The following is a 12191-nucleotide window of genomic DNA, read 5'->3' as shown; positions in this document are numbered from 1 at the left end:
ATACCAAATCCGATAATTATCTATTCATTTATGCTTGTTAAAATGAATGCTAGCTTCGTTATTGATTTTGCAATTAGAACAACTAGTTACTGCAATCAATGCCTTGCTTTCATCCATTTTTCCTACCCCTAAATAGATCATCTAATTAACGGAATTGGTATTATTTGATTAGCAGGTGTAAGAAAAATGCTGCTGACATTTCAAGCCTGAAAAATGAAAGACTGTCAGGCTTGAAAAGTAGACAACAATTTATTCAATTAGTTAAATTGAATTGTGGCAGAAAAAATAAATAGATACAGATAAAAAGCAGCGAGTTGTTATTAAACCGCTGCTTTTTCTTGTAAAGAGAAGAATGGGGTTATTAAGATTGCTGAAGTGCTTCAATACGCTTTTCTAATGGCGGATGTGACATAAATAATCCACCACTACGTTTTCCGGAAATACCAAATGCCATCATACTGCCCTCTAAATGCGGCTCGGCACCTTTTTGTAAACGCTGTAACGCTGCAATCATTTTATTTTTACCCGCGAGTTTAGCTGCCCCGGCATCCGCTCTGAATTCACGTTGACGGGAGTAATACATCACGATGGTGCTCGCAAGCACGCCAAAAACCATTTCTAACACAAATACGATAATATAATAAGCAAATCCGCGCCCTTCTGATTCCGAATCACTATTACGCATCGCACTGTCAATAATGCCGCCTAAAACACGAGCTAAAAAGATAACAAAGGTGTTCACTACACCCTGCAACAGGGTCAATGTCACCATATCACCATTAGCAACGTGGCTAACTTCGTGCGCAAGTACTGCTTCAGCTTCATCACGGGTCATGGCCTGTAATAGTCCGGAGCTAACTGCAACTAAGGCTTTATTTTTATTCATACCGGTAGCAAAAGCGTTGATGTCAGGAGCATTATAGATAGCTACTTCAGGACATTTAATACCTGCTTTTTTAGACTGAGCCGTTACTGTATCAACAAGCCAGCGCTCTGTTTCATTGCTAGGTTGTATAATAACCACAGCACCGGTACTGCGCTTCGCTATCCACTTGGACATCGCTAATGATATAAAGGAGCCACCGAAACCAAATACCGCAGCAAGGAGCAACAATCCGCCCATACTACTCGAGTCTAATCCGGTAAACCTGTAAACCAAACTCAGTACAATACCTAATACCAGCATAACGGCCAAGTTTGTTAGTAAAAATAACACGATACGTTTCATAAAAACCTCTAAATGAATTAAAACATAAAGACATAATATGACATAAATTTTGTTTTACAAGGGGTTAACAAAAAAATAATTAAATCAACTTAATTACGGTTTGCTTGATTGCCTAAAATAATTTATCGTAGTCAATTATATAACATAAAAGGAAAATAAAATGGCTCTAGCAAGTGCACGTCATATCTTAGTAAGCTCAGAAGCAAGCTGTATCGACCTTAAGAAACAAATTGAAGCAGGCAGTGATTTTGCAGAACTTGCTAAAAAACATTCAAGCTGCCCATCTGGTGCACAAGGTGGCGCATTAGGCGAGTTCGGACCAGGTATGATGGTGCCGGAATTTGATAAAGTGGTATTTAGCGCACCTGTTGGTGTTGTTCAGGGACCAGTTAAAACTCAGTTCGGTTACCATCTGTTAGAAGTAACCAGCCGTAAAGATTAATCTTATTTTGAAGATTTACTGATACATATAAAGCCCTTTTACAGAACTGTAAAAGGGCTTTTTTAACAATTTTATAATAAGTTATTCAATTGTTAATTTTCATGTTAGCAACCTGCCCTACCTTCATAGAGAATAATCCCAATATCCGCCTCTTGTAAAAGACATCAAGCAGATAATACCAAATCCGATAATTATCTATTCATTTTTTCTACGCTTAAATAGATCATCTAATTAACGGAATTGGTATAATTTAAATCGATTATTTAGCGTGTTAGCTTTTTTTAAATCAAATAATTTAACAATGACTTTTATTGATTATTTACAACTCAATGAGTCATTATAGGTTTTTTACATACATTGTAGGTTGGGTCTGTTTGTGTGGATATAATCCACCAGCTAATTGCAACAATCACCTAATAAAAGTAATAAAAGTTCGGATACGGGTCAAAGATACATTTCAGCCTGCCTTTAAAAAGAATAGCAACGATCTATCTTAGACTTTTCGAAGTGGCACTATTTTTCAGGCAATATTAACTGTAAAAAGGGGAGCTATTGACCATAAGTGTTTCGACTAACTGATGGTAATGTCAACTCACTTCATGACGCACCTGAGGTTGCAATAGAAAAAAGTAGCTAAAAAGCCAGTTAAGTACATCTCTCACTAACCTTTTACCATGATAAAAATCACCACCAGCATCTACTTGAATTGACTCAACATAAAAGATCAGAAATATTTCTCTTAAGTCTTGATTGTCAGAATACCACACCTAACTCCATTACTACTATGTAAAATACTAAGCACAGAACAAAGGAAAACCATTGTCATCATGTTAGAAGCTGTTATAGCATCGCGATAAAACACTGAATCAGCTTATTGAGGTAGTTTAGGTAGATAAGTTTAGTTATGTTATGTTAAATCAGAGAGTTGCTCTTATTAAACTTTCTAAAACATGAAAAATAGAATAAAAATTGATTAGGATTGGTATGTTGATATTTAATTGTAGTAAAGCGGCAGCAGAGTTTTTTACTGTGATCCGCAAAGGTAAAAAGATAAGCTGTATAGAGCCAGCCCCTCACAAAACGATTGCAGACTCTATTGCAACACCCGTTTTCCCGAAAGACATCGAAGCGCAGGAAAACAATGGCTATCAGTGGCATTGGGTAGTGCATTGCGTTTCGATTAAGCGTAAAAAATACCTGATAGCGATGGATTATCTCAGCCGCTATTGCCTGACCTTTCCTGCTGGTAAAAAAGGTGATCAATATGAATTTTTAAACACCTTCGAAATGCATTTAAAAGCAAACTTTCTCTGCATTGCAGATGAACGGGCAATCGATAGCGTCGAAGCCGATAGTTGTATTGATGTCTATGACAGCTTGATCAATACCTGTGCCTTTTATCAACGTGGCGATCGGAGCGTGCAGGGGCATATCAAAGAAGTGGCTTGGCATCTTGAAAGTCTCTGCTACGAAGAGGGAATGCTTAATGAAGACGCCGATTGTTTAGGCTTTAATCTGTTTACCGGACAAACCCCACGTATGATCAAAGGCAATAAGGATTATATTTTCCCAACTGAGTCGTTCTTATCCTATTGGTTAAGTGCATTCTCGACAGAAAATCGAGCAGCGCTTATGAAAGGTGACAATATTGTAGATATTTCTCAATACATTAAAAAATTATAAGAAAATACAAGCTTCAAATAAACAAGGGTAGTAATAAATGCAAATCCTCCATCTATTTTGGCAACAGCCAGGCTATGAGTTTAACAACACGGGTTGTTTATACTTATAGCTCGAACAAGCCAAAAAGCTTAATAGCAAGGTAACCCTAAAAAACAATTATTACCCTTACCAAAGCGATACCAAGTCATTAGCCAACTAGTTTACAGAGAATTTTATCCGTTTTATACCAAGGCAACTGATTAGCAAACACATGAAGCAGATCGCGACGGTAGAAGAGCTTAGCGTTGCCCTGCCTTGTAATCGCAACAAACAAGTAATCCCCTCCCCTATTATTGCTAATTTAAACAATTTGCAAGATAGTGAAGGTGATTATGCAGGGATGGCTAACTTAACTTTAAACGTGATAAAAATAGAGCAGCCACTCGCTTTTTAAAAGAGCTTAATTTCAATCTTATTATTTTGCAGACGATATGCAATTGGCTGATGATACAAAATTTTGGTTTAAAATGGCGGTAGAACTCAGTTATGTGATCCAAAACGATCAATATATTCCGTTTTTAGTTGCCCACAAAACACAAAACAACCCCACTTTTATGGCAAATGGCAGCCCTTGTCGGCTGACTATCAGCAGCGCTTACTACAGATTGCCCCTTTAATGCCCTTCTCTGCCTGTTTTCCCTAAAAATGTACAGCTCGACCCACTGGCCGCACTCCAACATATTTGCACCGGAAAAATTACATCAGGAGCTGAGAAAAACTGAATTAGGGCAAGCCGTTTCAGAGCACTTAACGCTTCCCGACACGGTTGAAATGGAATATCAAGAGTATAAATATACACCTACCTACAGCAAACAAAATAAAAAAGTAGGTGCAAACAATGCGAAACAGTTTTGGTCAATGCCAGTCAGTGTGTCAGCTGAAGATAAAACCGCAGAAGCAGATGTTAGCCAGGAGCATAAAACTGTAACGAATGCTTGGCCAGGCCCACACCAAAATGGCGATAATCTTAGCGAAATATCAGCCAACCTGATCAAAAAACAAGGCGATTACCCGCCTTTTGAGACAAAAAACAATTCATTTATCAATGCGATGGAATTGTTTTATTGCCATACCAGAAAAAAGAATAGCAAGGATCTATTTTAGATGTTTCTTAATGAAACTATTTTCAGGCGACGTCATGTGCAAAAGTTGCGACTAACTGATGGCGATCAATCAATGTTAAGCCTCACACTTTACATCCAGAAATTACGACTATATATATCAATTTTTAACTGCCCAGCTTTTTGTTACTCTCCGTAACGATAACAAAGAAACTAAAAAAGTGCTGTTATTGGGGAAGCAAGTTCTAATGCTGTCTAAACTTGCTCATTAATTCGAGAAATAGAGTCAAAATAAAAAGACCTGCCCTCATTCCCCCTTCACAGGATAATATCGCAATCAGCATGAAAATAAGGTAAATTGAGGCGCATCAATATTAAAGAGAAAAGCTAATGAATCCAATTATTCAAACACTAAAAGATCACAATGTCACTGATGAGAAAATCACGGAAGTATTTCAAGCCCTAACGCAGAATCCGTTGGCGGCAATGACCATCATTCAAAGCTTAGGTATTCCTCAGGAGAAATTGAAACCGCTGATGATGATGGTGATGGGCAACCCTGATTTGATCAAACAAGCCGTAGAAGAGTTAAAGTTAGACTTTTCAAAAGTAGAAGCAGCAAAAGCTAAACTACAAGAGCTAAACTACAAGAGAGCAAATAACTGATAAATACGAGAGTGCCTCAATACTCTGTTGAGGCTTTTTTATTAATTTAATACAAGCATCTAATAGCTAATCATCTCCGTAAACGGTAAAACAATAAGGTTCAATACGTTACACAGCAGATTATACAAAGTAGAATATTGGTTTGATAATATGACTTGCCGGTAAACGTTGATGACGTTTACATTTCTATTCATTTACAGCAAACTACCGGATCCAGATACCCTACTCCTTTTACACTCAATCAAGGTTACTATGCCTAATTCATCTTCAACGCTCAACAAACGCATGAATATTGTGGCGTTGACCTGGCCCATTTTTATCGAAGTACTGTTACGCACAGCACTCAACACCACCGATGTTTTTATGCTCAGTGGCTACTCGGATCTTGCAGTATCAGCAGTTGGAGTGATCTCTCAAATTTCATTTTTTCTGATCGTCGTCTCGATGATGGTCAGCAGTGGAACGGGTATCCTGATCGCACAATACAATGGCGCGGAGCGAACGCTAGAATCCGCTCATGTCGGCGTTGCCAGTATTCTGCTGGCGCTTATCGTCGGTGGAGGTCTCAGCCTTGCTATCTTTTTAGGTGGCGAATTCTTTATTTCGCTCTTTGGCTTAGAAAATCAAGTGGCTCGATTTGGCTACGACTATCTGATTATTAGCGGTTCGTTCACCTTTAACGTTACTATGGGTATCGTGCTTACCACGATCTTACGTAGCCACGGGTATTCCCGCTCACCTATGGTGATTAATCTTATCGCCGGAATAATCAATATTGCAGGCAACTATATCGCACTGTATCAACCTTTTGGTCTTCCTGTATATGGCGTAGCCGGTGTCGCCATCGCGACGGTGGTAAGTCAAATTGTCGCCACCCTTCTGATGTGTCTGTTGATTCGTTCCAAGGGTATTGAACTACCATTCAAAGAGTGGCAAAACATTTCCAATAGCATCTACCAGAGAATAATGAAGATTGGCGCGATGAACGCCGGAGAGATCCTTTCTTATAATATGGCGCAAATGACTATTGTCTACTTTGTTGTTCAAATGGGAACGTCGTCATTGACGGCTTTCACTTATATGCAAAATATCACTCGCGTGTCCTTCGCCTTCTCGCTCGCTTTAGGGCAAGCGGCACAAATACAAACCAGCTACTTTATTGGCAAAGGCTGGGTCGACGATATCTTGATACGTGTACAAAAATATTTTTTGCTCGGTCTGCTGGTTTCGACCTCTGTCATACTGCTAATCTTTGCTTTTAGATATCCGATTATTGGCCTGTTTACACAAGACAGTGAGATCATCCCGTTAATCGCGATGCTCATCGCCGGCGCGATTTTCATCGAGTCCGGTCGCGTGTTTAACCTTATCTTTATTTCCGCGCTTAAAGGCGCTGGCGATATTAAGTTCCCTGTACAAATGGGTATTCTTAGTATGTGGGGGATTGCGGTACTCGCTAGTTATATGCTCGGCATACATTGGGGATATGGGGTGATGGGCGCATGCTTAGCGATCGGCCTGGATGAATGGGCTAGAGGCATCGTAATGCTTAACCGCTGGCGTTCAAAAACGTGGGTACGTTATTCGTTGACCTAACTGCAATGGAAAAAAATTTTTATTGTCGTTAGCGGGCTGGGAAGGTCTTTCATCTTAACTATCAAGATGAAAGACCCCCGTTATGACTCAGTTGACAGCAACGGTTGCAGCGCTCGTTATCAGAATATGCATCCGGCCCGACTGGCAGAAAGCATAACAACCGAGTTAGAAGGACTTTGCTTGTTTAAAGTGATCAAAGCACTTTACTTAAAAATTGCTGTGTTCTCTCTCTTTGCGGGTTATCCAGAACTTGCTCAGGTGTTCCTATCTCTTCAATCAATCCTTCATGAAAAAATGCAACTTTATCAGATACTTCTTTTGCAAAAGCTATTTCATGAGTAACACAAATCATAGTCATACCATCATCACGAAGCAATCTTAAGGTATCCAAAACTTCGCCAACCAGTTCAGGATCAAGTGCCGAAGTCACCTCATCAAATAACATATAAGGCGGCTCCATCGCTAATGCTCTGGCGATGGCCAGTCGTTGCTGTTGGCCTCCGGACATTCTCGTCGGGTATTCATGAAGCTTATCACCCAAACCAACGTGATTTAACTCTTTTGTGGCAATCGCTTCCGCCTTTTCTTTACTAAACCCTTTTACAACCTGCGGAGCAAGAGCCGCGTTTTCTAATACCGTTAAATGGGGAAAAGAATTCCACTGCTGAAATACCATCCCTAAATTCTGTCTTAATTTGTTTATATCTGTTTTTTTGTTATGAACATCGACCCCATCAACAATTATTTGTCCACTATTTATAGACTCAATTGCATTAATACAATATAAAAGCGTAGATTTTCCACTACCGCTTGCACCAATGATGCTAACAACTTCACCTCTGTTTACCTCTAAATCGATGCCTTTTAAAACTTCCAAATCGCCAAAAGACTTATGAACGCCTTTGATCTCTATCATATTGCCATTTTCCTTTCTACATGTTTACCATAAAGCGACAAGGGGTAAGAGATCATAAAATAAAACAATCCTACTCCTATCAGTATCATCACTGGTTGTTGTGTCCTTGATATCAACTGCTCTGCGGTTCTAAGTAATTCCATGTATCCAATAACTGAAACAAGTGCCGAGTCTTTTATTACACTCAATGCCACACCAAGCCACGATGTAAAAACTGCTCTCATTCCTATCGGTATGCGAACATATCTTACTGTTTGCCAGTAACTCATCCCCAGGGATCGCGACGCTTTTATCATGGAAGTTGGCACACTGTTAAAGCCACTTCTAAAAACTTCGCCCATAAATGCCATTGTATAAAGTGACAGTATAATTGAGCCTGCAACAAAGGGATCCAGCGGGTATCCGACAGCGCCAATAAAAGTACTGAAAAGTATCAGTTGAATAATTAACGGTACAGATCTTAGAATATCTAAAAATGCCCCTAAGATAATATTTACAGATTTACTCGATTCTGCTCTTACAAATCCGATTACCACCCCTAAAAGGGTACCAACAATTATCGCAACGACAGATATAAAGACGGTGTTTAAAATACCGGTTAAAATAAAGCCGGTATCACTCCAGGATAAAGGAGTAAATAAATTCATTATGAAAGCTCCCCTTTAAAAACTTTTTTTGAAATCAAGTTAGATGCCAGCAGCACCAGTTTTGTTATCACAAAGTACATCACTGCAGCTACTATAAAAAACTCCAATGTTCTAAATGAACTGGATTGAAGTCTTTGCGTCTCACCTGAGAGCTCATTCATGCCGACAAGTATGCCGAGCGAACTCATCAGTATTGACCAGACAAACTGATTTGTCATTGGATGATAAATCCTTCTGAACATTTGTGGCAGCAACACATATCTATAAACTTTAAAGCTATTCATTCCAAGTGATTTTGCCGCACTATATTGCGTCTTTGGAATTGACTGAAAACCACCCCGGAATGTTTCGGCCAGGTAGCCTGCATTGATAAATACTAACGCAGAAAAAACGGCAAAGTATGGACTAAGGTGAATGCCATAGGCACCCAGTCCAAAATATGCCATATATATCTGAAAAAGTGCCGGTGTATTTCTTGCTATCTCTATCCAGGCATTTGCAATATGGTATAAAACCTTTGAGCTTGACATCTTCCCTAACGCTAAAAATACCGCAATAACTATGCCTGCAAGCATAGATAAAACAGATACATGTATCGTTGTAAACGCCCCATTTAATAGTTGCGGGAATGCATTAAATACAACATTCCAATGAAATTCATAATTGTCCATATGCCCTCTTACTAAACTCCTTTAATGAGCCTTTAAATAACCAAATACCCTCGCAAAAGCAGAAGGCTTGATTTGATGAACCGCTCCAGAGGATTAATTGTTCTATCACCTGAAGGTGATAGGCTGATACCACAAATTCAGCTGTTCTATTCTGCGGGATAATCCTCCGACCGGGCCGGAGGACTAATTATTTTAATTAAGGCGAGACAATAAACTTATTTATTATCTCTTAATGATTGAACCATATCTGCCGATACGGGAGTACCAAAATGTTTTATATGCAACTCATTTAGTCTGCCATCTCTAATTTGATGAACCAAAAATAGATCCAGATAATTTATCCAGGCAAGCTCATCTCTTTTTGCGATAATACCCACTACATCATCATAGTTAGGAACAAATGGACCTGCTACAAAGTCGTCAAACTGACCGGAACTAAGTTTTGTCGCTATATTTGTATTGGTAGATACAAGCGCGTCGATTTTACCTTGGTATAAGCCTAAGAATGCATCGTTTTCTGATTTGAAGGAAGTATAGTTAGATCTTCCCCAGCCTTTTTCATCCGCATATTTAAAGTACTCAGTTTCATATGTGGTACCAATAGCAGCTCCCACCTTGACATTTTTAAGATCGTTAAAAGAGGTCATTTTCACGCCTTTTTTAGATAAAACCTGAAACTTGAAAACAAAATAGGGAGAGGTAAAACCAACAGATTTCGCACGCTCCAATGTGTCAGAGGTTGAACCGATAACAACATCTGTTTTAGCTGAAATCAATGAAGGGATTCTATCTGCCCATGTCAGATTGATTACATTTGATTTTACGCCTAAAACTTTTGCCAGATCGTTACAATAGTCAACATCAAAACCGGCTGGTTGATTGTCTTTATCTGTATATCCCATTGGCGGGAAATCAAGCACAACCCCACAATTTAAAGTTCCGCGGTTTATAACGTTATCAAGCTGATCTGCACTGGCGGCAGAAAAAGCGCCTAATGCTGCAATTGAAGCCACGACTAACGAGATTTTTTTTACTAATTTCATACTTCCTCCTTGAGTTTTTTATCTTACATTTAGCAAATTTTAATAATCCTCCAGCAGAACTGCAGGTTTAGTTGTTTTAAATTATTATAAATTCGCCACTAGCATACAGAATATTTACTTAGCACTCAAATCATTAGAGTTAAATGAAATATTTAATGAAAACTAAATATGTGTTGGATGAGAGTTCTGATTTCAAACCATTGAACTGAGCTGCCAGATGCTTTTAGACTGGCCATAAAGATTTGTGATTAATAAAAAACAGTATTAGAACATTTTTAACACTATGAAAACCATCTGACTTAAAAAATTATGCAAAGACCTCTAATTAAATGTAAGCAAAAAAACGTAATAGACTCATCCACTAATGAATAATCCTATTAATGTGGAAATGTTTTTCTGGTTAGTTCAGGTAACTTCCTGGAGGGATTTAGTAAGGTATGAGAACATTTCTTCTTCCGGCACCATCCCGCCTCCCGTTGCCCAGACAAGGTGAATGGCGTTACGCATTTTTTCAGTAACAATTACCGGACCGATCAAACCCGCCAATGCAGAAGGCTGCAGTTGAATATTTTCTAACTTTTAGGCTATTGATATAGATTTTAACTTAGAGCCCCGCTGTAACGAAAAACCAAGTTTACTTTGGATAGCAGATAATATTTTGAAACGTAGTCGTTGCAGATATCGCTTGATAGCCATGGGGCTGATCAGCAAAAAAACGTTTGCTTTCCCCCTGCTTTAACGGATGCCATTGGCCATCTAAAAAAAGCGCCAACTCCCCCTGCAAAACATGGATATGCTCAATAACTCCACGACCATGGGGCGATGATAGTTGCTTATGATAGTCGGTCAAGGTGATTTCAAACATCTCTAAGGAAGCATCGCTGCTAAACGGAAACAGAGTTTTTATCTGCATCTTAGGATCATCAGGGAAAATAGCTTCGCTGGAGCAAAGCGCCGGGGTATCAGCAAAAAAAGCGGAAAATGAAGTTTCTAAGCCACTGGCAATTTTCCACAGCGTAGAGATAGTCGGGCTGGAGACCTGTCGCTCTATCTGCCCGAGCATCGCTTTAGAAACACCAGTAAGTTTCGCCGTTGCATCCAAACTCAGTTTTTTTTGCTGGCGTAGAAACTTTAATTGATCAGCAACATGCGACTTGAAATTTAACTCATCCATTTTTTACCTCAGATACACGTTATAGACCCATGATACTTCAAAATGCTTTATCAGGACTCTGCTCGAGGACCAGAATAAGGCGCAGCATGACGATAATAGTTATTTCCTTATCGAATGCTGTAACGCAATACTGGTTTTCGAGCTGAGCCCCCGCAGGGCGGACCAAATTGTATTCATCTGCGTCGTTATCAAACCTCAATGTAGAATGACTATACTTCAATTTTATGTTTAGCATCTAAAAACAATTTGGCTTGCTGATTTTGCATCTTGAAGTAACATGGGGATATTAGCTCATACGTAATAACGCACAATAGATACAAATCTTACCATTGTTGGAAAGCGTATAAAATGAAAAAAGAATTCGAAATATCACGCTTTAATAATGAACTCCCCCAATACCGAACTGTTTAATCATATTTTTCAAAGAGTCGAGTTTACTTTGCGCGAGTGTAGTAAATGATGATGGCCGACCTATGCCCAGTTAATGGCCGAAGATATGCTAAGGAAGAAACTCAATTTCAGGTATTCTCACATGCTTTTTCACAAATAGTGCTGTTTTTCGAAAATTCTCTACAAATGCATTTATGCCTTCAATATGAAAAAACTACCCCGTTTGTTTAAAGTCACCGTGATGGGCGTAAATCCATACAGATAATTATCTTTTCGTTTTAGCGTGTAAGTTATTATTTTTATAATAATAATTTAACAATCACTTTTATTGATTATGTACAACTCAATGAGTCATTATTGGTTTTATATGTATTGCAGGTTGGGTCTGTTTATCAGATTAGACCGTAAAACTCTGCTGCTTTAGCTCGGGGATATAAGGTCTTGAGCACGAAGTGCTCATGTTGCTTGCAGAATCAATAACACTGGTTATAATTGGCTCTGTTCCACTTCGGTGTTGATCTTATTCAAGAGCTTCATTAAGCCAAACTTTGTTTTTGTAAGATTCTTTGTTTTCCATGAAGATAAACCATGCAATATAATGCTCCATATAACCCGTTCCAACTCCAAAAAAACGT

13 protein-coding genes are annotated in these 12191 nt (G+C 38.8%); 6 read left to right on the top strand and 7 right to left on the bottom strand.

Features of this window, described 5'->3' with window-relative positions:
• Nucleotides 1-361 precede the first annotated feature (361 nt).
• Complete coding sequence (htpX, locus tag ABZA00_RS13490) at nucleotides 362-1228, bottom strand: protease HtpX (protein ID WP_372882680.1); 867 nt, start codon at nucleotides 1226-1228, stop codon at nucleotides 362-364.
• 160 nt (nucleotides 1229-1388) lie between these two features.
• On the opposite strand from htpX, the gene ABZA00_RS13485 reads away from it, so the two are divergent.
• From ABZA00_RS13485 to ABZA00_RS13460, 6 genes are all read left to right on the top strand, one after another.
• A complete protein-coding gene (locus ABZA00_RS13485) occupies nucleotides 1389-1670 on the top strand; it encodes a peptidylprolyl isomerase (protein WP_372882679.1) in 282 nt (93 codons plus the stop codon).
• 984 nt (nucleotides 1671-2654) lie between these two features.
• Nucleotides 2655-3353, top strand: a complete 699-nt coding sequence (locus ABZA00_RS13480; protein WP_372882678.1) for a hypothetical protein — start codon at nucleotides 2655-2657, stop codon at nucleotides 3351-3353.
• Between the two features lie 250 nt (nucleotides 3354-3603).
• Nucleotides 3604-3786 carry a hypothetical protein gene (locus ABZA00_RS13475; protein WP_372882677.1) on the top strand — a complete coding sequence of 61 codons (183 nt, stop codon included), beginning with the start codon at nucleotides 3604-3606 and terminating at the stop codon, nucleotides 3784-3786.
• 377 nt (nucleotides 3787-4163) lie between these two features.
• The gene (locus ABZA00_RS13470; RefSeq protein WP_372882676.1) at nucleotides 4164-4496 is read left to right on the top strand and encodes a hypothetical protein; all 333 of its coding nucleotides are present in this window, start codon (nucleotides 4164-4166) and stop codon (nucleotides 4494-4496) included.
• Nucleotides 4497-4843: 347 nt separating this feature from the next.
• Nucleotides 4844-5119: a DUF2999 domain-containing protein gene (locus tag ABZA00_RS13465; protein ID WP_372882675.1), complete on the top strand. Its 276-nt coding sequence runs from the start codon at nucleotides 4844-4846 to the stop codon at nucleotides 5117-5119.
• Nucleotides 5120-5371: 252 nt separating this feature from the next.
• On the top strand, nucleotides 5372-6715 hold the full coding sequence (locus ABZA00_RS13460) for an MATE family efflux transporter (protein WP_372882674.1): 1344 nt from the start codon (nucleotides 5372-5374) through the stop codon (nucleotides 6713-6715).
• A 193-nt stretch (nucleotides 6716-6908) separates the two neighbouring features.
• Here the strand turns inward: ABZA00_RS13460 and ABZA00_RS13455 are convergent, their stop codons facing one another.
• The 6 genes from ABZA00_RS13455 to ABZA00_RS13430 form a co-directional block, all read right to left on the bottom strand.
• The gene (locus tag ABZA00_RS13455; RefSeq protein ID WP_372882673.1) at nucleotides 6909-7631 is read right to left on the bottom strand and encodes an amino acid ABC transporter ATP-binding protein; all 723 of its coding nucleotides are present in this window, start codon (nucleotides 7629-7631) and stop codon (nucleotides 6909-6911) included.
• A complete protein-coding gene (locus ABZA00_RS13450; protein ID WP_372882672.1) occupies nucleotides 7628-8278 on the bottom strand; it encodes an amino acid ABC transporter permease in 651 nt (216 codons plus the stop codon). Before ABZA00_RS13450 ends, ABZA00_RS13455 begins: the two co-directional genes overlap by 4 nt.
• Nucleotides 8278-8949, bottom strand: coding sequence for an amino acid ABC transporter permease (locus ABZA00_RS13445; RefSeq protein ID WP_372882671.1), 672 nt, complete (start codon nucleotides 8947-8949; stop codon nucleotides 8278-8280). The genes ABZA00_RS13450 and ABZA00_RS13445 overlap by 1 nt, the downstream gene beginning before the upstream one ends.
• Before the next feature lie 215 nt (nucleotides 8950-9164).
• Nucleotides 9165-9992 carry a transporter substrate-binding domain-containing protein gene (locus ABZA00_RS13440; RefSeq protein ID WP_372882670.1) on the bottom strand — a complete coding sequence of 276 codons (828 nt, stop codon included), beginning with the start codon at nucleotides 9990-9992 and terminating at the stop codon, nucleotides 9165-9167.
• A gap of 405 nt (nucleotides 9993-10397) precedes the next feature.
• Nucleotides 10398-10529 (bottom strand): hypothetical protein, encoded by a 132-nt coding sequence (locus tag ABZA00_RS13435; RefSeq protein WP_372882669.1) that lies wholly within the window; start codon nucleotides 10527-10529, stop codon nucleotides 10398-10400.
• A 97-nt stretch (nucleotides 10530-10626) separates the two neighbouring features.
• Complete coding sequence (locus ABZA00_RS13430; RefSeq protein ID WP_372882668.1) at nucleotides 10627-11166, bottom strand: helix-turn-helix domain-containing protein; 540 nt, start codon at nucleotides 11164-11166, stop codon at nucleotides 10627-10629.
• Nucleotides 11167-12191: the final 1025 nt, after the last annotated feature.

This window comes from Psychromonas sp., assembly GCF_041586535.1.
In the GTDB taxonomy this organism is placed as follows: Bacteria; Pseudomonadota; Gammaproteobacteria; order Enterobacterales; family Psychromonadaceae; genus Psychromonas.
The sequence above is the reverse complement of the archived record's forward strand: the minus strand, read 5'-3'. Positions and strand labels throughout refer to the sequence as shown.

What these genes read in the sequence shown, in the direction of transcription:
- ABZA00_RS13455 (WP_372882673.1), bottom strand. Translation starts at nt 7,631, where the DNA reads ATGATAGAGATCAAAGGCGTTCATAAGTCTTTTGGCGATTTGGAAGTT.
- ABZA00_RS13450 (WP_372882672.1), bottom strand. Translation starts at nt 8,278, where the DNA reads ATGAATTTATTTACTCCTTTATCCTGGAGTGATACCGGCTTTATTTTA.
- ABZA00_RS13485 (WP_372882679.1), top strand. Translation starts at nt 1,389, where the DNA reads ATGGCTCTAGCAAGTGCACGTCATATCTTAGTAAGCTCAGAAGCAAGC.
- ABZA00_RS13460 (WP_372882674.1), top strand. Translation starts at nt 5,372, where the DNA reads ATGCCTAATTCATCTTCAACGCTCAACAAACGCATGAATATTGTGGCG.
- ABZA00_RS13480 (WP_372882678.1), top strand. Translation starts at nt 2,655, where the DNA reads ATGTTGATATTTAATTGTAGTAAAGCGGCAGCAGAGTTTTTTACTGTG.
- ABZA00_RS13445 (WP_372882671.1), bottom strand. Translation starts at nt 8,949, where the DNA reads ATGGACAATTATGAATTTCATTGGAATGTTGTATTTAATGCATTCCCG.
- ABZA00_RS13465 (WP_372882675.1), top strand. Translation starts at nt 4,844, where the DNA reads ATGAATCCAATTATTCAAACACTAAAAGATCACAATGTCACTGATGAG.
- htpX (WP_372882680.1), bottom strand. Translation starts at nt 1,228, where the DNA reads ATGAAACGTATCGTGTTATTTTTACTAACAAACTTGGCCGTTATGCTG.
- ABZA00_RS13475 (WP_372882677.1), top strand. Translation starts at nt 3,604, where the DNA reads ATGAAGCAGATCGCGACGGTAGAAGAGCTTAGCGTTGCCCTGCCTTGT.
- ABZA00_RS13440 (WP_372882670.1), bottom strand. Translation starts at nt 9,992, where the DNA reads ATGAAATTAGTAAAAAAAATCTCGTTAGTCGTGGCTTCAATTGCAGCA.
- ABZA00_RS13470 (WP_372882676.1), top strand. Translation starts at nt 4,164, where the DNA reads ATGGAATATCAAGAGTATAAATATACACCTACCTACAGCAAACAAAAT.
- ABZA00_RS13430 (WP_372882668.1), bottom strand. Translation starts at nt 11,166, where the DNA reads ATGGATGAGTTAAATTTCAAGTCGCATGTTGCTGATCAATTAAAGTTT.